General features: G+C 67.7%; 18 protein-coding genes. 14 read left to right on the top strand and 4 right to left on the bottom strand.

All coding sequences use genetic code 11. The features are described 5' to 3' along the window. Window positions 1–147: 147 nt before the first annotated feature. Window positions 148–2,169, bottom strand: coding sequence for an FUSC family protein (locus JMF86_RS19590; RefSeq protein ID WP_011547536.1), 2,022 nt, complete (start codon window positions 2,167–2,169; stop codon window positions 148–150). 146 nt (window positions 2,170–2,315) lie between these two features. Here JMF86_RS19590 and JMF86_RS19585 point away from each other — a divergent pair, with 146 nt between their 5' ends. The 5 genes from JMF86_RS19585 (at window position 2,316) to JMF86_RS19565 (ending at window position 8,918) form a co-directional block, all read left to right on the top strand. Continuing rightward, window positions 2,316–3,227 carry a LysR family transcriptional regulator gene (locus JMF86_RS19585; protein WP_011547535.1) on the top strand — a complete coding sequence of 304 codons (912 nt, stop codon included), beginning with the start codon at window positions 2,316–2,318 and terminating at the stop codon, window positions 3,225–3,227. Between the two features lie 383 nt (window positions 3,228–3,610). Further along, entirely contained in the window at window positions 3,611–5,170 is a 1,560-nt protein-coding gene (locus JMF86_RS19580) for a DHA2 family efflux MFS transporter permease subunit (protein ID WP_011547534.1), read from the top strand. Window positions 5,171–5,458: 288 nt separating this feature from the next. After that, complete coding sequence (locus tag JMF86_RS19575) at window positions 5,459–5,794, top strand: sugar ABC transporter ATPase (protein ID WP_011547533.1); 336 nt, start codon at window positions 5,459–5,461, stop codon at window positions 5,792–5,794. 139 nt (window positions 5,795–5,933) lie between these two features. Beyond that, window positions 5,934–7,523, top strand: coding sequence for an ABC transporter substrate-binding protein (locus tag JMF86_RS19570; RefSeq protein ID WP_011547532.1), 1,590 nt, complete (start codon window positions 5,934–5,936; stop codon window positions 7,521–7,523). A gap of 141 nt (window positions 7,524–7,664) precedes the next feature. Beyond that, window positions 7,665–8,918: a hypothetical protein gene (locus JMF86_RS19565; RefSeq protein ID WP_011547531.1), complete on the top strand. Its 1,254-nt coding sequence runs from the start codon at window positions 7,665–7,667 to the stop codon at window positions 8,916–8,918. Window positions 8,919–8,937: 19 nt separating this feature from the next. On the opposite strand, the gene JMF86_RS19560 is transcribed toward JMF86_RS19565, so the two are convergent. Both JMF86_RS19560 and JMF86_RS19555 read right to left on the bottom strand, forming a co-directional pair. Then, window positions 8,938–10,248: an Nramp family divalent metal transporter gene (locus JMF86_RS19560; protein WP_011547530.1), complete on the bottom strand. Its 1,311-nt coding sequence runs from the start codon at window positions 10,246–10,248 to the stop codon at window positions 8,938–8,940. A gap of 100 nt (window positions 10,249–10,348) precedes the next feature. Continuing rightward, on the bottom strand, window positions 10,349–11,605 hold the full coding sequence (locus tag JMF86_RS19555) for an oxalate decarboxylase family bicupin (protein WP_011547529.1): 1,257 nt from the start codon (window positions 11,603–11,605) through the stop codon (window positions 10,349–10,351). A gap of 388 nt (window positions 11,606–11,993) precedes the next feature. Here JMF86_RS19555 and sapR point away from each other — a divergent pair, with 388 nt between their 5' ends. The 9 genes from sapR (at window position 11,994) to JMF86_RS19510 (ending at window position 19,925) form a co-directional block, all read left to right on the top strand. After that, on the top strand, window positions 11,994–12,881 hold the full coding sequence (gene sapR, locus JMF86_RS19550) for a sap1 transcriptional regulator SapR (protein WP_011547528.1): 888 nt from the start codon (window positions 11,994–11,996) through the stop codon (window positions 12,879–12,881). A gap of 16 nt (window positions 12,882–12,897) precedes the next feature. Beyond that, on the top strand, window positions 12,898–13,461 hold the full coding sequence (ddpX, locus tag JMF86_RS19545; RefSeq protein ID WP_011547527.1) for a D-alanyl-D-alanine dipeptidase: 564 nt from the start codon (window positions 12,898–12,900) through the stop codon (window positions 13,459–13,461). A 70-nt stretch (window positions 13,462–13,531) separates the two neighbouring features. Beyond that, window positions 13,532–15,133 carry an ABC transporter substrate-binding protein gene (locus tag JMF86_RS19540; RefSeq protein ID WP_011547526.1) on the top strand — a complete coding sequence of 534 codons (1,602 nt, stop codon included), beginning with the start codon at window positions 13,532–13,534 and terminating at the stop codon, window positions 15,131–15,133. 10 nt (window positions 15,134–15,143) lie between these two features. Continuing rightward, a complete protein-coding gene (locus JMF86_RS19535) occupies window positions 15,144–16,214 on the top strand; it encodes an ABC transporter permease (RefSeq protein ID WP_011547525.1) in 1,071 nt (356 codons plus the stop codon). Between the two features lie 66 nt (window positions 16,215–16,280). After that, window positions 16,281–17,195, top strand: a complete 915-nt coding sequence (gene nikC, locus JMF86_RS19530) for a nickel transporter permease (RefSeq protein WP_006478834.1) — start codon at window positions 16,281–16,283, stop codon at window positions 17,193–17,195. A 1-nt stretch (window position 17,196) separates the two neighbouring features. Then, window positions 17,197–18,111 (top strand): ABC transporter ATP-binding protein, encoded by a 915-nt coding sequence (locus JMF86_RS19525; RefSeq protein ID WP_011547524.1) that lies wholly within the window; start codon window positions 17,197–17,199, stop codon window positions 18,109–18,111. Next, the gene (locus JMF86_RS19520) at window positions 18,108–18,884 is read left to right on the top strand and encodes an ABC transporter ATP-binding protein (RefSeq protein ID WP_011547523.1); all 777 of its coding nucleotides are present in this window, start codon (window positions 18,108–18,110) and stop codon (window positions 18,882–18,884) included. The genes JMF86_RS19525 and JMF86_RS19520 overlap by 4 nt, the downstream gene beginning before the upstream one ends. Before the next feature lie 126 nt (window positions 18,885–19,010). After that, a complete protein-coding gene (locus JMF86_RS19515; protein WP_006478831.1) occupies window positions 19,011–19,265 on the top strand; it encodes a GlsB/YeaQ/YmgE family stress response membrane protein in 255 nt (84 codons plus the stop codon). 330 nt (window positions 19,266–19,595) lie between these two features. Continuing rightward, a complete protein-coding gene (locus JMF86_RS19510) occupies window positions 19,596–19,925 on the top strand; it encodes a hypothetical protein (RefSeq protein ID WP_011547522.1) in 330 nt (109 codons plus the stop codon). A gap of 21 nt (window positions 19,926–19,946) precedes the next feature. On the opposite strand, the gene JMF86_RS19505 is transcribed toward JMF86_RS19510, so the two are convergent. Beyond that, window positions 19,947–20,616: LysR substrate-binding domain-containing protein (locus tag JMF86_RS19505; RefSeq protein WP_201317112.1), on the bottom strand; the 670-nt coding region annotated here is incomplete at its 5' end.

Raw genomic sequence — 20,616 nt, 5'->3', positions numbered from 1 at the left:
GACGGGCCGAACCATCTCGCGCTCGACGCGATGACGCGGCAGATCGAGCGCACGCTGCTCGAACTGAACCGCGAGCCGCTGCCGGCCGAGGTGATGCCCGGTCCGTCGTACCGCCTCACCTGACTCGCTTCACCTGACTCGCGCCGCTCAATCGCGGCGGCCGCGCAGGAAGCCGCCGTGCTCGGCGGTTGCGTCCGCGATCCGCCGCAGCAGCACGATGCCGTTCAGCAACGCCTGCGCCGCGTCGCCGTCGCGCGCGGCCATGCGACCGCGCAACAGGCGGGCCGCCGCGTCGCAGGTCTGTTCGAGCCGCGTGAAATCCGCACGGGCGACGCGAGCGCGCACCACCGCCGCCACACGGCGCGCGACCGGTTCGCGCGTGGCCAGTTCGGCAAGCGACAGCAGGCTGTCGCCGATTCCCCAGATCGCGAGCAGGTCGCGCATGTCGCGCTCGATCAGCGTCTGCGGCAGGCTGCCCGCGAAACCGAGCTCGCGCGCGAGACGGTCGGCCGTGCGGCTCAGCCACGCACTTGCGTGCCACGCCCCCGGATCGCGCGCGATCTCCGCCAGATCGCGACGCACCGCGCGGTGCAGACGCCGCCGGCTCGTGCCGGGATCGCCGGGAAACACCAGCGCGAAGATCAGCGCGCCGAACGCGATGCCGAGCATCGTCGCGAGCGCGCTGTTCAGGAACGCGGCGTCGCCGATGCGCGTCGTGTTGTCCGGCGACGTGAAATTCCAGAAGAAGATCGAGAACGCGCTGCCCATCGCAGCCGTGCGCGGATGGCGCATCGCGATCCCGGTGCCGATCAGGAACACGCCGAGGATATAGGCGAGCATCTCGAAGCCCGACACCGCCGGCAGCAGGATGAAGTTGCAGACGACACCGGCGACCGCCGCGCATGCCGAGCCTTTCAGGAAGCCGATGGCCGCGCGCACCGAGTTGGGGCGGGTCGAGAACAGCGCGCCGACCACGGCCGTGATCGCGACGAACCCGCCGCCCGCCGGCCACGCGGTGAAGATCCAGATCGCCGACGCGGCCAGCACCGCGATGAACGCGCGGATGCCGTTGTGCCACGCGAGCACCGGATCGCGATGGAACGCGTAGCGCACCCGCGAAGGCGGCAGTTCGGGCCGGTCGAGCAGCGCCTGGCTCGCGAAGGCGCGCTCGAACCCGCCGAGCAGCGCCGCCAGCCGATCGAGCGTGAGCAGGCGCGACGTGTCCGGCGCGGCGGCCTCGGCACGCAGCGCATCGCCCACGCGTGCGCGCAGTGCGGCCATCCTCGGCTGCGCGTCGCCCGATGCGGCGATACCGTCGAGCACGCGCGCCACCTCGTCGACCAGCGGGTCCGACGCATCGTGCGCGCGCGCCGCGTGCTCGCGGATCGCCTGCGCCGCCGCCTGCGCCGTCAGCACGCCGAGCGCCGCCGCGCGCAAATGGCCGATCGCGCCGCGCACCGGCGGTGCGCCGGCCGCCGCATATTCCGCCGCGGTGTCGAGTTCGAGCGCGTCCGCGAACAGCCGGTGCACGGCCGCGCCGTTCGGCTCGCGGCGCAGCGCGCCCGCGCCGAGCGCCACCGCACGCTCGAGATAGCGCGCGAGCCGCGTCCGGACATCGTGCAGCGGCGCGCCCGGCGCGAACACCGTGTCGAACAGCGCCGCGCACAGGATGCCGACCACCACGTATAGAAACCGCGCGACCGCGATATCGAATGCATGCAGCGGCGCCGATACCGCATCCATCGCGACGATCGCGGCCGTATAACCGGCGAGCACCGCCGCATACGCGCGAAAATTCCGCTGGAACGTCGCGACGCCCGCACACAGGCCGATCCACGCGGCAAGCGCCGGCAGGAACAGCTCGGGCGTCTGCGCAAACGCACCGGTCAGCGCGAGCGCGACGGCCGCCCCGATCGCGGTGCCGAGAATCCGGTACTGGCTCTTCGACAGCCCCATCCCGCGGCTGCCCTGCGCGACGATCCACACGGTCGACGCGGCCCATTTCGGATCGTCAAGATTCATCCGAAACGCGATATAGAGCGCGAGCAGCGAGGCGGCCGTATTGCGGAGCGCGAAGGCAAGCGCGCCGGGCGGCAGCGTCGGGCGCGCGTCGCGCAGCGCGGCCCGGACGGCCGCGAGCGTCGGCATGCTGGGGAAGGCGAATTTCATGCGGCGAGCATACGGTCGCGCCCCGCGCGCCACTACGGGGCAGCGGCGGGATGCGTTATTGCAGCGGGCGGGATAATCGGCTCGACCTGCAGCGTTCCGGTCCGTGACGGTAAGATGCGCGCAGGCCGAACATTGAAACGAATCGCATGGACCTCGAGAGCATCCGGATATTCCTGCGCGTGGTGGAGCGCGGCAATTTCACCGCCGCCGCCACGCAACTCGACATGCCGCTCAGCCGCGTGAGCCGCAAGATCAAGCAGCTCGAGGAGGACCTCGGCGTCCAGCTGCTGTACCGCACGACGCGCCGCGTATCGGTCACCGAAGCCGGGCGCGACTATTACGAACGCTGCCTGCGCGCCGAGGAGATCCTGCTCGACGCGGACCGTCAGGTGCGCGCGCTGCGCACGGAACCCGAAGGCACGCTGCGCGTGCTGGTGCCCTACGCGATCGGCCTGTTCGAACTGGAGCCGGCGCTCGCCGAGTTTCGCCGGCGCTACCCCCTGGTCCAGCTCGTGCTGATCTACGACAACAGCGCGCTCGACCTCGTCGAACACGGCTTCGACGTCGCGCTGCGCACCGGCGTGCTGAGCGATTCCGGCTATGTCGCGCGCTCGCTCGGCTGGTCGCACGCGAAGTTCGCGGCCAGCCCGCACTATCTCGACCGCGCGGGCCGGCCGCGCACGCCGCAGGACCTCGCCGATCACGACATCCTGTTCGTCGGCCGCGACACGCCGGGCCTGACGCTGCGCCTCACCAACGCCGCCGGCGACGTCGCCGACGTGCCGGTGCGGCCCGTGCTGATCTCGAACGAATCGGTCACGGTGCTGCGCCAGGCAGCGAGCGGCGGCGGCATCGCACTGATTTCGACCCACTTCACCACCCGGCGGCTCGAGAGCAACGAACTCGAAATCGTGCTGCCCGACTGGCATCGCACCGACGACGTCGAGCTGCACGCGCTCTACCCGAAGCGCGCGACGCTCGACAGCAAGGTGCGCGCGTTCGTCGAGTTCCTGACGGAAGTCTTCACCGCGTGGCGGACCGCGTCGCAGAGCCTGTAATCGATGCATGTCTGCTGCATTATTGCAGTGCAGGAAAGGAATTAATGAGCATGCGAGCGTTGATCGCCGCTCGCCGCATCGTTAGCCTGTGGCGATGAAAAATCACCACACACGCTACGGCAGCCACCTGAGCGCTGCCCGCCGACGCATCACGCGCGTCGCGCCTTCCTGACCGGCCGGCCCGCGTCCCGAAGCCCGTCACGGCTTCGCCATTCCGATTCACCGCTCGAACCGTACACCGCACGCGACAGCACCCCTCGGCGGGCCGCCGTGCGGCGTGCGTGCATCCGTCCGTTGCGCGCTTCGCCGCGCGCCTGCACGTCGCGTGCAGGCGCGGCGAACGGCATGCGCCGTACGGCCTTCGTCCATCACGCAGGAACGCCATGTCCTCTCCCTCGTCTTCAGGCCCGCTGTCGGGCGGCCGGCTCGTCATCGGCACGATCGCGGTCTCGCTGGCGATGTTCATGAACGTGCTCGATTCGTCGATCGCGAACGTCGCGATCCCGACGATCTCGGGCGACCTCGGCGTGTCGGTCGACGAAGGCACGTGGGTGATCACGATCTTCGCGGCGGCGAACGCGGTGTCGATTCCGCTGACCGGCTGGCTCACGCAGCGCTTCGGCCAGGTACGCCTGTTCGTCACGTCGATCCTGCTGTTCGTGTTCGCGTCGTGGCTGTGCGGGATCGCACCGAACCTGCCGACGCTGCTCGCCGCGCGAATCCTGCAAGGTGCGGTGGCGGGGCCGCTCGCGCCGTTGTCGCAGGCGCTGCTGCTCGGCGCGTGGCCACGGCAGAAGTCGTCGACGGCGCTCGCGCTGTGGTCGATGACGGCGCTCGTCGGGCCGATCGCGGGGCCGTCGCTCGGCGGCTGGATCACGTACGACTACAACTGGTCGTGGATCTTCTACATCAACATTCCGGTCGGCTTCTTCGCGGCGGCCGTCACGTGGTTCGTGTTCCGCGATCGCGAATCCGCCACGCGCCGCCTGCCGATCGACACGGTCGGCCTGCTGCTGCTCGTGCTGTGGGTCGCCTCGCTACAGATCATGCTCGACAAGGGCAAGGATCTCGACTGGTTCAACTCGCCCGTCGTCGTCGCGCTGGGCATCGTCGCGCTGATCGGCTTCGCGTTCTTCCTCGTGTGGGAACTGAACGAAGCCAATCCGATCGTCGACCTGCGCCTCTTCACGCAGCGCAATTTCGCGGGCGGCACGATCGCGATCTCCGTCGCGTATGGGATGTTCTTCGGCACGCTCGTGCTGCTGCCGCAATGGATGCAGGGCTATCTCGGCTACCGCGCGGTCGATTCGGGGCTCGCCACCGCGCCGCTCGGGGTGTTCGCGATCCTGCTCACGCCGGTCATGGGGCGCCTGCTGCCGCGCACCGATCCGCGTTATATCGCGACGCTCGCATTCGTCGGCTTCGCGGTCGTGTTCATGATGCGCACGACCTTCTACACCGACGTGTCGCACTGGGATCTGGTGCTGCCGACGCTGCTGCAAGGCATTCCGATGGCGATGTTCTTCGTGCCGCTGACGTCGATCATCCTGTCCGGGCTGCCGCCGGAAAAGATTCCGGCGGCAGCCGGCCTGTCGAATTTCGGCCGCACGTTCTGCGGTGCGGTGGGCACGTCGCTGATCAGCAATGCGTGGAACGACCGCACGATCCTGCACCACGTGCGGCTCACCGAACAGGCGAGCGTCACCAATCCGGTCTTCACGCAGCAGCTCGACACGACCCGTTCGCTGCTGCACCTGAGCCCCGATTCGGCGCTTGCGTTCTTCAATGCGTCGGTCGATTCGCAGGCGGCCGTGATGGGCTTGAACGACATCTTCTACGTGTCGGCGATCATCTTCATCGCGATCATTCCACTCATCTGGATCACGAAACCGGCGCGCTCGGGTGGCGGCGATGCCGATGCGGCGGCGGCCGGCGCGCATTGATCCGCAGGCGTTGCGGCGCCGCTCCGTGCGCCGGCATCGCGACGACCGCGAGATTCGCCGGTAACGGCGACATCCGGGACGAGCGGCCGTCCCGCAGCGGGCGCTCGTTGTGTATCGAATCGTTTCAACGCGCCAACGGCGTCAAATGCTGCGGGTATACTCCGTCGTCAGCCGCCTGCCGTCTCGTCGTCCGTCAAAAGCGGCCCGATTCCGGGCGGTTTCGTCGCGAAGCTTCGCGTTTCGCCACCCCGCGCCCCAGCCTCGATACGAGACACCCGACGACCGACCATGAAACGATTCCTGCTGCTCCTGCCCGCCGCCCTGCTCGCCGCCTGCGGTTCCGCGCCCTCGTCCGATTCGGCCTCTGCGTCCGGCGCCGCGCCGATGATCTACGTGTCGTCGCAACGTCCGGCCTACGCGGTCGCGAATTGCCTCGACAGCCGCCTGTCCGGCACCGAGCAATCGCAGCACAACGGCGTGACCGATATCTCCGTCGGCTCGAATTCGTACTTCGTCACGCTGACGCCGTCGGGCAACGGCTCGGTGATCAAGGTCGTGCGCGGCTCGGGCAACGAGCCGGCCGAGGAAGCGATGCGTTTCGCGATCGCGCGCTGCGCGATCTGACGCCCACCAGCGCCGGGCGCCTGCCCGGCCCGCCTGCCTGCCCGCCGCTGCGCGCCAACCGGCGCGCCCGCCGAATATTTTCATCCGGGTGCTCGTCGATGAGAGAATCGCACCACGATTCCCTTTCGATGGAGCCCGCATGAAGCACCTGCTGTCCCGGCTGTTCGTCAGCGCCGCGCTCGTCGCGCTTGTTCCGGCGCTGCCGGCGCAGGCTGCCACGCCGCCCGGCATCTTCGTCGTCGCCACGCAGCTCGGCGAATTCACGACCCTCGACCCGAGCGGGATCTACGAGCTGGTGCCGTCCGAATACGTCGCGAACACCTACGAACGGCTGGTGCGCGTCGACCTGAAGGACCCGACGCGCTTCGACGGACAGATCGCGCAATCGTGGACGGTCGGCGCCGACGGCGTGACCTACACGTTCAAGCTGCGCCCGGGCCTCACGTTCCATTCCGGCAATCCGGTCACCGCCGACGACGTCGCGTGGTCGCTGCAGCGCACCATCCTGCTCGACAAGGGGCCGGCCGGCGTGCTCGCCGATCTCGGCCTCACGAAGGCGAACGTCACGCAGAAGGTGCGCGTGGTCGATCCGCAAACCGTCGTGCTCGAAACCGACCGCAAGTACGCGCCGAGCTTCGTGCTCAACGTGCTGAGCGCGTGCCCGGCCTCGGTCTTCGACAAGAAGCTGCTGCTGTCGCACCAGCAAGGCAACGATTTCGGCAGCGGCTGGCTGCGCACCAACGACGCGGGCTCGGGCCCGTACCAGCTCGTCAAGTGGACGCCGAACGAAACCATCGTGCTGCAGCGCTTCGACAAATACCGCACGCCGTATCCGATGAAGCGCGTGGTGCTGCGCCACGTGCCCGAAGCCTCCGCGCAACGGCTGCTGCTGGAGAACGGCGACGCCGACGCCGCGCGCAACCTGAGCCCCGACAGCCTCGCCGCGCTGTCGAAGGCCGGCAAGATCAAGGTCGCGTCGTGGCCGGTGTCGGCGCTGCTGTACCTGAGCCTGAACACGAAGAACCCAAACCTCGCGAAGCCCGAGGTGCAGCAGGCGATGAAATGGCTCGTCGACTACGACGGCATCCAGCGCAACATCGTCAGCACGACCTACAAGGTGCATCAGACCTTCCTGCCCGAAGGCTTCCTCGGCGCGTCGAACGCGCGGCCGTACAAGCAGGACGTCGCGAAGGCGAAGGCGCTGCTCGCGAAGGCCGGCTTGCCGAACGGCTTCGACGTGACGATGGACATGCCGAACGACTATCCGTACCTCGAGATCGCGCAGGCGCTGCAAGCGAACTTCGCGCAGGGCGGCATCCGCGTGAAGCTGATCCCGGGCGACGCGAAGCAGGCGATCGGCAAGTACCGCGCCCGCCAGCACGACATCTTCGTCGGCGAATGGTCGCCCGACTACATGGACCCGAACAGCAACGCGCGTGGTTTTGCGTGGAATCCGGACAACTCGGACCAGTCGCCGACCAAGATGCTCGCGTGGCGCAACAGCTGGGACATTCCGCAACTGACGAAGGACACCGAGGCCGCGCTCGTCGAGCCGTCGCCTGCGAAGCGCGCGCAGCGTTACGAAGCGCTGCAGAAGGCCGTGCTCGCGAACTCGCCGTTCATCATCATGTTCGAGAAGGTCGTGCAGGTCGCCACGCGCCCCGGCGCGACCGGGCCGGAAATCGGGCCGATCAACGATCTCGTGTCATACCGCACGCTCGCGAAGTAATCGCGGCGGCCTGCCCGCGCGGATCATCGCCGCGGGCCGCCGTACCGGCGCCGGGCCTGCGCCGGCACGGCACCCTGCGGCGATCTACAATGACCGGCACCGCGCGGCTACCGCGCCGGGCACACGTAACGGGACCACAACATGCATTCGAGCGAGCACGCAGTGTGCGTGGCGATCAACGACAACAACCGCGCGTGGTACGAAATGCTCGTGCCGTTCCTGCTGTCGCTGCGGCACGCCGGCTACGACGGGCGGATCGCGGTGATCGGCTACGGGCTGTCCGAACGCAAGCGGCAAATTCTCGCGAGCCAGTCGGTCGACGTGATCGACGCGTCGGACGCCTACGCGCTGCCGGTCGGCCGGTTCATCGAGGCCGCCGAGTATTGCGCGCGCCATCCGCAGATCCGCAAGCTCGCGCTGTACGACGCGGACATCTGGTTCTGCGCACCGCAGTTCGACCTGTTCTCGCAGATCGGCGACGACCGGCTCCACGTGTGCCCCGACCCGCTGTTCTGCACGTTCGTCGTCACGCCGCTGATCGGCGAGCGGCGCGACCATCACTGGCGCCTCGTCGTCGACGAGGTCAATGCGCGCCACGGCGGTGCGCTGCAAGCCGGGCTCGTCGCCGGGACCGCCGACGCATGGGCGCGTTATGCCGACCATCTGCGCGACTGCCTCGCCCGCGTCGGCACCGATTTCCAGGAATGCTTCGGCATCGATACGACGTTCCTGCATCTGTGGAGCGCGCAAGGCGAAACGGCGTTGCTCGACCCGGTCCAGAACTTCGTCAGCAAGTACGGCATCCACGAATCGTTCGACGCGGGCAGCGGCAAGACGACGCTCAGGTATCACGGCGAGCCGATCCGCGCGCTGCACATGACCGGCGACATCCGCTTCCTCGACCGGTGGCGCTACTACGCGAACCACACCGACGCCGCACTGCGCGACGGCACGCCGTTCGCGCTGTCGGACGGCACGCCGGCGCCGTCCGACGCACTCGCCGCACGCATCGCGGCGGCGGATTACGTGCGATCGGCCGGGCTGACCGTTGCGTCCGCCGCGCTCGAGACAAGCGCGGGCGCCTATCTGCAGGCGCTCGACGAACCGGGCGGCACGATGCTCGTCGGCAGCGGGAACCACGAAGTCGTGTTCACCGCGACCCGCGACATCGCGCGGCTGAACGTCTACGTCACGCATCCGTCCGGCTCGCCGTCGCCGCTGCTGTGCGAGGTGCGCGTCGACGGCCACGCGCAGCGCAAGGGCACCGAACTGATGGCGCATTTCTGGTACCAGGTGGCGGCCGGCGCCGTCGTCACGCTGCGCGCGACGAGCCTCGGCGGCCAGCAATGCAACGCGATCTGGCGGCTGCGCGAAGCGCCGGACATGCGGCAGTAAGCGGCCGGCCCGCACCCGTTCAATTGAACGCCGCCCATACCAGGTACGCATTCAGCCCGACGATCACGGCCGTCGCCACGCCGGCGACGATCCGCAGCGGCATCCGCATCGCGTAGGCGCCCATCACGTCTTCGCGCGCCGACAGTATCAGCAGCGCGATCATCGGCATCGGCAGCACGAAACTCAGCACGACCTGGCTGGCCACCATCGCCCGCGTGACGTCGCAGCCGAGCGCGACCACCATGAACGCGGGCACGATCGTCACCGCGCGCCGCACCCAGATCGACAGGCGGCGACGGATGAAGCCCTGCATCACGACCTGCCCCGCCATCGTGCCGACCACCGAGCTCGACACGCCGGAGGTCAGCAGCGCGACGAGAAACAGCGCGCCGGCCGCCGGCCCGAGCACCGGGATCAGCGTGTGATACGCGTCGCCGATGTCGGTCATGCCCGGCGCGGCCGCATGAAACGCCGACGACGCCATCATCACCATCGCGAGATTCACGAACCCGGCAAGCCCCAACGCGACCACGACTTCGCGGTTCGAGAAACGCACGAGCCGCCGCCGCTCTCCGTCGTCGCGCGGCGCGGTGCGATCCTGCGTGAGGCCCGAATGCAGATACAGCGTGTGCGGCATGATCGTCGCGCCGATGATGCCGACCGCGATCGTCAGCGCCGCGTGATCGGGAATCTGCGGGACCACCAGATGGAACGCGGCCGCGTGCCAGTCCTGCGGCGCGATCAGCAGTTCGCCGAGATAGCACGCGCCGATCACGCCGACCAGCGCCGCGATCGCCGCTTCCAGCGGCCGGAAGCCGCGCTTTTCGAGCGCGAGGATCGCGCAGGTCGCGAACGCGGTTGCGATCATCCCCGCGAACAGCGGCAGGTGGCACAACAACCCGAACGCGAGCGCGCCGCCGAGGAATTCGGCGAGGTCGGTCGCCATCGCGGCGATCTCGGATGCGATCCACATCCCCCACACGACCGGCGCGGGGAAACGGTCGCGGCACAGCTCCGCGAGATTGCGGCCGGTCACGATGCCGAGCTTCGCCGACATCGCCTGAAACAGCATCGCGATCGCGTTCGCGGCCAGCACGACCCACAGCAGCCGGTAGCCGTATGCGGCGCCGGCCTGGATGTTGGTCGCGAAGTTGCCGGGGTCCATGTAGCCGATCGACGCGATCACGGCCGGGCCGATGAACGGCAGCAGCGCGGCGACGCCGGTGCGGCGCCCTTCGAGCGCGGCGCGCACCGCGCCGTCGGTGGGCTCGGTGGACAGGCCCGGCAGCGCGAGGCCGCCGGCGGGTTTGCTCGGGACGACGGGAATCATGGTGAGTATTTATTCCGTTCGAATGAGGAAGGCCGATTCGGGGATCGCGGCTCGCCACAGCAGCAAGCCGCATGCCGGCCACGACGAGACGCCGGCGGCGTTACAGCGGCACGACGTCGGGACGATTGCGCGGAAACTGCGCGATCACGTCCGGTGCGACGTTCAGGTGCGCTTCGACGAGCTGCGGCGGCGTATGCGCGAGCCAGTCGGACAACGACACCTCCGCATAGCGGTCGGTCTTGAAAATCTCGAGGAACACGAGGTCAGTCTGCCCGGTGTTCTGCACGTAGTGGCCGAGGCTCTTCTTCACATAGCCGACGTCGCCCGCGCGGAAATCGGCCGTCTGCGCCTTCGGCCCCGTGTCGAATACGGTCATCCGCGCCTCGCCCTGCAGGTAGTACTGCCATTCGTCGGCGTTCGGGTGCCAGTGCAGCTCGCGCATGCCGCCCGGATGCACGGTGACGAGCGCCGCCGCGACGGTCGTCGACACGTTGAAGTTGGTGCTGTCCGCGATCCGCACCTCGCCGCCGCGCGTCTTCCTGACCGGCTTCATGTCGCCGAGCGAAAAGATGAACGGATGCGGCGGCACACCGGCCGATGCGGCCGACGCGCGCTGCGCGTCCGCGAGCGGGCCCGGCTCGTCGCCCTGGAAGATCCACAGGTTGTCGAGCGGCACGTTCCGGAACGCGTCGGCCGGCACGCCGAAGTTGAGCGCGAGCACGTCGGGCGGCGTATGCGCGATCCAGTCGGTCAGCAACAGCGTGTTGAATTCCGATGCGCGACCGTTATCGAACGCGAGCAGGAATTCGGCGCCGTCGCTGCCGAGGCCCTGCAGCGAATGCGGCAGGCCGGGCGGGAAATACCAGAGATCGCCGGTCTTGACGTCCTGCACCGACGGCCGCCCGAGTTCGTCGAGCACCGTGATCCGGCAGCGGCCGTCGAGCATGATGGCCCACTCGGCCTGCTGGTGCCAGTGCATCTCGCGAATGCCGCCGCGCGTGAGCCGCATGTTGACGCCGGAAATGGTTTCGGAAATCGCGAAATCGTCCTGCGTCACTTCGCGCGCCCATCCGCCATTCTGAATGCGTTTATGGGCATTATTGAAAGACGCCCAGAATAACGGCATCCCGTTGATATCGGTGGTCGGCGGGTCCTGAAAAGACGGGAATTGATTGGCGATGGTCGGATTTTTAGGCCCCGGGTCGGTCAGGCTCTGACGGTTGCGCGCATTCACCGCGCCTTCCGGCGGGCTGTCCGGATTACCGAACGAAGCCGCCTTCGCCGTTACCGCAATGCCCGCCGCGGCAATGGCGCCGGCCGTACTCGTCAACATCTTGCGTCGAGAAAGATTCGTCATGATTTCCTCTTCATTCCTCAATCGAGAGAATTTCCATTACGGAACACTTGCCGTTTTTCGAATTACCGAAAATCAAACATCCCGTGACGCAAGTTAAATCCATATTCATCTAAAAATTAAATGAATTATTAACCTGAATTAATGAATTAAAATGATCGACTTTAATTTTGTAATTATTGCGATGCAGCAGGGGAGAAATTATCTCTGTCAGGCATAAACGCAAAATATGTCTGACAGAGATAAACATGCCTTTCCGCCTGCTCCCGTGACCCGCCTTCGCGGCTATCACCTCCCGCCACCCCATAGTTTTTATCCGCTGGCGCGAATGATTTTGGCTTTGTCAGATAGATGACATCGAATCATCAAATGACAACGATCTAACAGCTCGATGACCTGCGCCTTCGCCCATACCGTCGAATCCCGCTTTGCCGAGCTGACGCCGACCGCGAAGCGCATCGCGAGCTACATGCTCGCGAACCTCGATCGGCTCGGCCTCGAAACCGCCGACCAGATCGCGCAGCAGACCGGCACCAGCGGCATTTCGGTCGGGCGTTTCCTGCGCAGCGTCGGTTACCGGAATCTCGACGACCTGAAACGCGAACTGCGCGGCGGCGGCGACCGCCCGTGGATGATCACCGACCGCCTCGACGAGTACCGCCGCGCCACCGCCACGCCAACGACCGTCGGCGAGCGCGACGGCCATCGCGATGGCGGCACGCTCGCGTCGTCGCTCGAGCGCGAACTCGACGCGATCCGCCACGTGTACCGGCTCGCCGAAGAACCGGTGTTCGCGCAGGTCGCGGACCGGATCGCGCATGCCGATGCCGTCTTCATCCTCGGCATCCAGTCGACCCGCGGCATCAGCAACGCATTCAGCAGCTACCTCGAATACCTGCGCCCGCGCGTGTTCTATTCCGACGGCCAGTCGGGCTCATACGTCGATTCGCTGAATTCGGAGTTCGAACGGCCGTACTGCATCGTCACCGACACGCGTGCCTATTCGCGCAGCGCGCGCCGCTATTGCCAGGCGGCCGCCGAACGCGGCCAGCCGTTCGCACTGGTCACCGATCTGTATTGCCCGTGGGCGCGCGAGTGGCCGGCCGACCTGCTGCAGGTGAAGACCGATGTCGGCCAGTTCTGGGATTCGCTCGCGCCGCTCACCTGCCTGTTCAACCTGCTGATCACCGCCGTGGTCGACCGCCTCGGTCCCGCGATCGACCGGCGCGTCGCGCGCAACCGCGAACTGCAGCGCACGTTCGACCAATTCGAATCCTGAGCAAACCGGACCGCCGATGAACCCTCACCGCCTCGTCGAAATCACGCCCGCCACGCATCGCGTGGAGATCGATCTCGTCTACGCGACCGAGCGCAACCTGACCGGCAAGCCGATCTACCGCCACGCGCACTGTCTGCTGCTCGAGCCGGCCGAAACCGCGCTGCGCCGGGCGGTGGACGTCGCCGCGCAAGCCGGCTTCACGCTGCGCATCTACGACGCGTACCGGCCGCCGCAGGCGCAGCAGGTGCTGTGGGATTTCCTGCCCGACCCGAACTTCGTCGCCGATCTCGGCCGCGGGTCGAACCACAGCCGCGGCACCGCGCTCGACCTGACGCTCGTCGGCGCGAACGGCGAGCCGCTCGACATGGGCACCGGCTTCGACGAGATGGTGGCCGCGTCGGGCCACTTTCACGCGGAGTTGCCCGAGCACGTGCAACGCAACCGGCTGCTGCTGCTCGGAGTGATGCACGCAGCCGGCTTCGCGCATATCGACAGCGAGTGGTGGCACTACGAGCTGCCTGGCTCGCACGCGCTGCCGCAGATCGACAACGCGGCGAGCGGCCCGTGGCGCCTGATGTAACGACGCCGCACGCCTCCCTTTTCATGCAGGTTCACGTTCAACGACTCAAACGACAGATGGAGATGCGCCCATGAAATTCCCGACTTCCCGGCTCGTCGCGGCGCTGGCCGCCGCGTCCCTGTGCGCCGCCGTGCCGCTTTCCGCCGCCCATGCGGAAACGCCGAAGGACATGTTCGTGATGGCCACGCTGCTCGACGAATTCACGACGCTCGATCCGGGCGAGATCTACGAGCTGGTGCCGGAGGAATACGTCGCGAACACGTACGACCGGCTCGTGCGCGTCGACTTGCGCGATCCGTCGAAATTCAACGGCGACGTCGCGCAGTCGTGGACCGTGAGCCCCGACGGCCTGACCTATACGTTCAAGCTGCGCCCGGGCCTCAAGTTCCACTCGGGCAACCCGCTGACGGCCGACGACGTCGCGTGGTCGATCCAGCGCGCGGTGCTGCTCGACAAGGGGCCGGCCGCGGTGCTGACCGGCATCGGGCTCACGAAGGCCAACGTCGCGGCGAACGTGAAGAAGCTCGACGACCAGACGGTATCGATCACGACCGACCACAAGTACGCGCCGACCTTCGTGCTCAACGTGCTCGGCTCGTGGCCCGCGTCGGTGCTCGACAAGAAGCTGCTGCTGTCGCACCAGCAGGGCAACGACTTCGGCAACGCGTGGTTGAAGACCAACGAGGCCGGCTCCGGCGCGTACAAGCTCGTCAAGTGGGCGGCCGGCGACAGCGTCGTGCTGCAACGCTTCGACGGTTACCGGCTACCGCTCGCGATGAAGCGCATCGTGCTGCGCCACGTGCCCGAAGCGGCCAGCCAGCGGCTGCTGCTGGAAAACGGCGACGTCGACGCGGCGCGCGACCTGAGCCCCGACGATCTCGCGTCGGTCGTGAAATCGGGCAAGGCGAAAGTCACGGCCTCGCCGCAGGCGACGCTGCTGTATCTCGGCCTGAACACGAAGAACCCGACGCTCGCGAAGCCCGACGTGCAGGAAGCGCTGAAGTGGCTGGTCGACTATGCGGGCATCCAGGCCAACGTCGTGAAGACGACCTACAAGGTGCACCAGACCTTCCTGCCCGAAGGTTTCCTCGGCACGCTGAATTCGAACCCGTACAAGCTCGACGTCGCGAAGGCGAAGGCGCTGCTCGCGAAGGCCGGCGTGCCGAACGGCTTCTCGGTGACGATGGACGTGCGCAACGACTATCCGTACACGGAGATCGCGCAGGCCGTGCAGGCGAACTTCGCGCAGGCCGGCGTCAAGGTGCAGTTGATCCCCGGCGACAACAAGCAGACGCTCGCGAAATACCGCGCACGCCAGCACGACATCTACATCGGCGAATGGTCGGCCGACTACATCGACCCGCACAGCAACGCGCAGGGTTTCGCATGGAACCCCGACAACGGCGACAAGTCGAGCTATAAAATGCTGGCCTGGCGCAACAGCTGGGACATTCCGCAACTGACGAAGGAAACCGACGCCGCGCTCGCCGAGCCGACCGCCGCGCAACGCGCGCAGCGGTACCAGGCGATGCAGAAGGAGATACTCGCGCGCTCGCCGTTCGTGATCATGTTCGAGAAGGTCGCGCAGGTCGCGACACGACCCGGCGTAAGCGGGCTCGAAGTCGGTCCGATCAACGATCTCGTGTCGTACCGTCACCTGAAGAAGCAATAAGGTTCACCGCATGTCGACTCCCGCCTCCTCCCTCGAAGCACTGCGCACGCTGCCCGCGCGGCGCCCGGCCGTACGCTGGGTGCTGCGCGTGCTGCGCTGGGCGGTCACGCTCGCCGTCACGTTCGCGGGGCTGCTCGCGCTGACGTTCGTGATCGGCCGCAAGGTGCCGATCGATCCCGTGCTCGCGATCCTCGGCGATCGCGCGTCGGCCGAAGCGTATGCGGCCGAGCGTATCGCACTCGGCCTCGACAAGCCGCTCGTCACGCAATTCCTGATCTATGCGCGCGACGTACTGCACGGCAATCTCGGCATGTCGCTGCTGACCGCGAACCCGGTGCTCGACGACATCAAGCGCGTGTTTCCGGCCACGCTCGAACTCGCGACGATCGCGACGCTGATCGGGATCGCGATCGGCGTGCCGCTCGGCGTCGCGGCCGCGGTCAAGCACAACCGGCCGATCGATCACATCGCGCGCTTCGTCGGCCTGATCGGCAATTCGGTGCCGGTGTTCTGGCTCGGGCTGATGGGGCTGCTGCTGTTCTACGCACGGCTGCACTGGGTCGGCGGCCCCGGTCGGCTCGATCCCGTGTACGACGGGATGGTCGATCCGCGCACCGGCAGCCTGCTGATCGACGCGGCGCTCGCGGGCGAGTGGGACGTGTTCCGCAACGCGGTGTCGCATATCGCGCTGCCGGCCGCGATCCTCGGCTACTACTCGGTCGCGTACCTGAGCCGGATGACCCGCTCGTTCATGCTCGACCAGTTGAGCCAGGAATACATCGTCACCGCGCGCGCGAAGGGCCTGTCGGAGCGGCGCGTGATCTGGCGGCATGCGTTCGGCAACATCGCGGTGCCGCTGCTCACCGTGATCGCGCTCACGTACAGCAACCTGCTCGAAGGCTCGGTGCTGACCGAGATCGTGTTCGCGTGGCCCGGGCTCGGCTCATACCTGACCGGCGCGCTGCTGAACGCCGACATGAGCGCGGTGCTCGGCGCGACGCTCGTGATCGGCGCGATGTTCATCACCGTCAACCTGCTGACCGACGCGCTGTACCGCGTGTTCGATCCGCGTGCACGCTGAGGACGGCGTCGACATGACCGTTTCCCTCCTGCTTCCTTCACCGTCCATGCCGAAGGCTACCCGACCATGAATGCCGCACCGCTCACGCTGCGCGCGTGGCTGCTTTCCGATGCGCCCGCGTCGCGCGCGCAGGCCGCGTGCGGCCTCGCCTACCGCCGCTGGCGCCGTTTCGCGGCCAATCCGCTCAACCTGTTCGGGCTCGCGATCCTGCTGGCGCTGGTCGTCGTCGCGATCGTCGGCCCGCTGATCATGCCGCACGATCCGCTGCGCCAGGTGCTGTCCGACCGCCTGCTGCCGCCCGGCTCCGCGTCGCACTGGCTCGGCACCGACCAGCTCGGCCGCGACATCCTCTCGCGAATGATCGCCGGTTCGCGCCTGACGCTCGGCATCGCGCTGCTCGTCGTCGTGATCGTGGTGCCGATCGGCCTGCTGATCGGCACCACCGCCGGCTATTGCGGCGGCTTCGTCGACAGCGTGCTGATGCGCATCACCGACATCGCGCTCGCGTTCCCGAAGATCGTGCTCGCGCTCGCGTTCGCGGCCGCGCTCGGGCCCGGCGTGATCAACGCGGTCGTCGCGATCTCGATCACCGCGTGGCCGGCATACGCACGGCTCGCGCGCGCCGAAACGATCCGCATCGCACAGGCCGACTACATCCATGCCGCGCGGCTGCAAGGCGCGTCGGGCCCGCGCATCCTGCTGCGCTACATCATGCCGCTGTGCATGTCGTCGGTGATCGTGCGCGCGACGCTCGACATGGCCGGCATCATCCTGACCGTCGCGGGCCTGGGCTTTCTCGGCCTCGGCGCGCAGCCGCCGAGCCCCGAGTGGGGCTTCATGGTCGCGTCGGGCCGCAACGTGCTGCTCGACGCGTGGTGGGTCGCGACGCTGCCCGGCATCGCGATCCTGCTCGTGAGTCTCGCGTTCAACCTGCTCGGCGACGGGCTGCGCGACGTCTTCGATCCCCGCCATGGAGCCTGACATGCCGATGCATTCCACCCCCGCGCCCGCGCCGCTCTGCGAGATCGACGGCCTGAAGATCGGCTTTCGCGGGCACGACGGCGTCGTCACCGACGCGGTGCGCGACCTGTCGCTGACGCTCGCGCCCGGCGAACGGCTCGGCATCGTCGGCGAATCGGGCTCCGGCAAGTCGCTGACGGGTCGCGCATTGCTCGGCCTGCTGCCCGACGCCGCGCGCTGGTCGGCGCGTACGATGCGCTTCGCGGGCCAGGATCTGCTCGCGATGTCCGCGAGCGAACGCCGGCGCCTGTGCGGCAGCCAGATGGGGATGATCCTGCAGGACCCGAAGTATTCGCTGAACCCGGTGATGACCGTCGCGAAGCAGATGGGCGAAGCGTTCCGGCGGCACGAGCCGGGTTTGCGCGGCCGCGCGCTGCGCGAGCGGATCGTCGAGGCGCTCGCGGCCGTGCAGATCCGCGACCCGGCGCGCGTCGCCGATGCGTATCCGCACGAGCTGTCGGGCGGCATGGGCCAGCGCGTGATGATCGCGATGATGGTGTCGACCGGCCCGCGCCTCCTGATCGCCGACGAGCCGACCTCCGCGCTCGACGTCGCGGTGTCGATGCAGGTGCTCGCGGTGCTCGACGCGATGATCGCGCGGCACGACACGGGCCTGATGTTCATCAGCCACGACCTGCCGCTCGTGATGTCGTTCTGCGATCGCGTCGCGGTGATGTATGCGGGCCGCGTGGTCGAGACCTGCGCCGCGCGCGACTTGCGCGATGCGACGCATCCCTATACGCGCGGGCTGCTCGCGGCGAACCCGCCGCTCGCGAACCCGCCCGACGAACTGCCGGTGCTGCGGCGCGATCCGGCGTGGCTCGACGCCGCCGTGCCCACGCCGAGCTCACACGACCCGCAGGAGGCCGCACGATGATCGACGTCGATCACGTATCGATCCGTTTCCCGACCCGCACGGGTCACGTCGACGCCGTGCGCGACGCGAGCTTCGCGGTGCGCGACGGCGAAGTGTTCGGGCTGGTCGGCGAATCGGGCTCCGGCAAGTCGACGCTGCTGCGTGCGCTGACGGGCCTCGTGCCGCTCGCGTCCGGCAGCCTGTCGATCGATGGCCGTCCGGTCGGCGGCACGCCCGATCGCGCGTTCCGCCGTCACGTGCAGATGGTGTTCCAGGACCCGTACGCGTCGCTGCATCCGCGCTTCACGGTCGACCAGACGCTGCGCGAGCCGCTGTCGATCCATGCGATCGGCGACGCCGATGCGCGGATCGCCCGCGCGCTCGCCGAGGTCGGCCTCGGCCCCGCGTTCCGCTTCCGCTACCCGCACCAGTTGTCGGGCGGCCAGCGGCAGCGCGTGGCGATCGCGCGCGCGCTGATCGTCGAGCCGCGCGTGCTGCTGCTCGACGAGCCGACGTCCGCGCTCGACGTATCGGTGCAGGCCGAGATCCTGAACCTGCTGCGCCGCCTGCATCGCGAACGCAACCTGACGATGATCCTCGTCAGCCACAACCTCGCGGTGATCGGCTTCCTGTGCCAGCGCGTCGCGGTGATGCAGCACGGCGAGATCGTCGAGCAGTTGCGGATCGAGGACGTGCGGGCCGGGCAGGTCGCACGCGACTACACGCGTACGCTGCTGAACGCGACCGAAGGCTATCGCCGCCTCGACCCGGTTGCCGACGCGCCTGCCAAGTGACATCCGCCGGACGCGAACGCATGCGATACTGCGCACGCCACGCGCCGGCTTGCCGCCGCATGGAACCCTCGTGCATCGCACGGGTCAACTTCCTTTCGTCAACAGCACAGCTATAGGGAGGCATTCATGCTGCAATTCATCGAAACCCTGGTGGTCGGGCTCATCGTCGGCCTCCTCGCCCGCGCACTCAAGCCGGGCGACGACAAGATGGGCATCCTGATGACCGTCGTGCTCGGCGTCGTCGGCTCGCTGGTGGCCGGCTATGTCGGCCGCGCCGCCGGCTGGTATGCGCCGGGCCAGGGCGCCGGCTGGATCGCGTCGATCATCGGTGCGATCGTGCTGCTCGTCGTCGTGGGTGCGATCCGCAAGCGCGCGGGCTGAACCCCGCACGCCCCGCTTCACGGCAAAACGGCCGCTCACTCACGAGCGGCCGTTTTGTTTTCCGGACGATGCAAACCGTTGCCGGCACAACGATTACGGCGATCGTTCGTCATGCGATCTTATGCCACCCGGCGTTTCCCCGACTTGCGGATGCGCAGATCCGGCCTACATTGGTTGAAGCACCACGCGGTCATTTGCTTATTACCGATATTTTCGTTTTTTGATTCAAGAGGTCCGATGGTTTTGCCGTTTACGCAGATAGCATCGTAGCGTTGACGGACTGCCACCCGAGCGGCCCCGCTGCGACGCGCTTCCTCTCTGGAGCCTGTCATGAAGCATCGTGTGTTCGCCTCGTTCGCCCTGGCTGCCTCGCTTCTGGCCTCGTCCTCGTCGTTTGCCGCCGGCGCGTCCGGCATCATTTACTTCTCCGGCATGATCGTCGAGCCACCCTGCTCGTTCGCGCTCGACGCCAATGCGGCGCAGGCACACGTGCGCCCCGACTGCCCGCGCCCGGCCGCCGGCCAGATCGCGTTCGTCGACGCGGCGACGCAGCGTTCGCTGAAGACGGCGCTCTTCACGCAGGCCTCGCGCGCAATCGTTTTACCTGACCGTCCGGGCAACGACCATGCACCGATGATCGCCGTCGTGACCTACCAGTAAAGCCCGCCGCGGCGCCGCGCGTCAGTCGCGATGGCGCGCGATCCAGTCGCTGAACGCGCGGATCTTCTGCTGGCTGCCGAGGTTCTCGGGGTAGACGAAGAAGTAGCGTGCGCCGGTTTCGAGCACGATGTCGAACGGCCGTTCGAGTCGGCGCGCGCTGACGTCGTCGTCGACGAGCGTCACGTCGCCGATCGCGACGCCGAAGCCCTGCATCGCCGCGTTCGTCGCGAGATCGAGCGTGTCGAACGTCGGTCCGCGCGCGGGATCGACGCCGCGCTCGCCCGCATGGTCGAGCCATGCACGCCAGTCGCGGTGGTCGCGCGTCGGATGCAGCAACGTATGGCGCGCGAGATCGCCGACCGCGCCGAGCGGCGACGCCTGCCGCAACTCGGGTGCGCACACGGGTGTCAGCCGTTCGTCGAACAGCGGCAGCGCGACGACGCCGGGGCCCGGCGACGTCCCGTAGACGATCGCCGCATCGAACGGTTCGCTCGAGAAATCGACGACGTGCTGCCACGCGGTCGTGATCTGCACGTGGAGATCGGGATGTTCGCCCTGGAAGCGCATGATGCGCGGCAGCATCCAGCGCATCACGCAGGTCGGCACCTTCAGCGCGAGATCGGTGCGCTGCCGCGTGAGCTTCATCGAGATGTCCTCGATCCGCGCGAAGCTCTCGTCGACCACCGGCAAC

The sequence above is a fragment of the Burkholderia sp. E168m15 genome, assembly GCF_016586105.1.
GTDB lineage: Bacteria > Pseudomonadota > Gammaproteobacteria > Burkholderiales > Burkholderiaceae > Burkholderia > Burkholderia orbicola.
The sequence above is the reverse complement of the archived record's forward strand: the minus strand, read 5'-3'. Positions and strand labels throughout refer to the sequence as shown.

What these genes read in the sequence shown, in the direction of transcription:
- JMF86_RS19535 (WP_011547525.1), top strand. Translation starts at nt 15,144, where the DNA reads ATGTCGACTCCCGCCTCCTCCCTCGAAGCACTGCGCACGCTGCCCGCG.
- JMF86_RS19570 (WP_011547532.1), top strand. Translation starts at nt 5,934, where the DNA reads ATGAAGCACCTGCTGTCCCGGCTGTTCGTCAGCGCCGCGCTCGTCGCG.
- JMF86_RS19555 (WP_011547529.1), bottom strand. Translation starts at nt 11,605, where the DNA reads ATGACGAATCTTTCTCGACGCAAGATGTTGACGAGTACGGCCGGCGCC.
- nikC (WP_006478834.1), top strand. Translation starts at nt 16,281, where the DNA reads ATGAATGCCGCACCGCTCACGCTGCGCGCGTGGCTGCTTTCCGATGCG.
- JMF86_RS19540 (WP_011547526.1), top strand. Translation starts at nt 13,532, where the DNA reads ATGAAATTCCCGACTTCCCGGCTCGTCGCGGCGCTGGCCGCCGCGTCC.
- JMF86_RS19560 (WP_011547530.1), bottom strand. Translation starts at nt 10,248, where the DNA reads ATGATTCCCGTCGTCCCGAGCAAACCCGCCGGCGGCCTCGCGCTGCCG.
- JMF86_RS19525 (WP_011547524.1), top strand. Translation starts at nt 17,197, where the DNA reads ATGCCGATGCATTCCACCCCCGCGCCCGCGCCGCTCTGCGAGATCGAC.
- JMF86_RS19565 (WP_011547531.1), top strand. Translation starts at nt 7,665, where the DNA reads ATGCATTCGAGCGAGCACGCAGTGTGCGTGGCGATCAACGACAACAAC.
- JMF86_RS19520 (WP_011547523.1), top strand. Translation starts at nt 18,108, where the DNA reads ATGATCGACGTCGATCACGTATCGATCCGTTTCCCGACCCGCACGGGT.
- JMF86_RS19585 (WP_011547535.1), top strand. Translation starts at nt 2,316, where the DNA reads ATGGACCTCGAGAGCATCCGGATATTCCTGCGCGTGGTGGAGCGCGGC.
- JMF86_RS19515 (WP_006478831.1), top strand. Translation starts at nt 19,011, where the DNA reads ATGCTGCAATTCATCGAAACCCTGGTGGTCGGGCTCATCGTCGGCCTC.
- sapR (WP_011547528.1), top strand. Translation starts at nt 11,994, where the DNA reads ATGACCTGCGCCTTCGCCCATACCGTCGAATCCCGCTTTGCCGAGCTG.
- JMF86_RS19580 (WP_011547534.1), top strand. Translation starts at nt 3,611, where the DNA reads ATGTCCTCTCCCTCGTCTTCAGGCCCGCTGTCGGGCGGCCGGCTCGTC.
- ddpX (WP_011547527.1), top strand. Translation starts at nt 12,898, where the DNA reads ATGAACCCTCACCGCCTCGTCGAAATCACGCCCGCCACGCATCGCGTG.
- JMF86_RS19510 (WP_011547522.1), top strand. Translation starts at nt 19,596, where the DNA reads ATGAAGCATCGTGTGTTCGCCTCGTTCGCCCTGGCTGCCTCGCTTCTG.
- JMF86_RS19575 (WP_011547533.1), top strand. Translation starts at nt 5,459, where the DNA reads ATGAAACGATTCCTGCTGCTCCTGCCCGCCGCCCTGCTCGCCGCCTGC.
- JMF86_RS19590 (WP_011547536.1), bottom strand. Translation starts at nt 2,169, where the DNA reads ATGAAATTCGCCTTCCCCAGCATGCCGACGCTCGCGGCCGTCCGGGCC.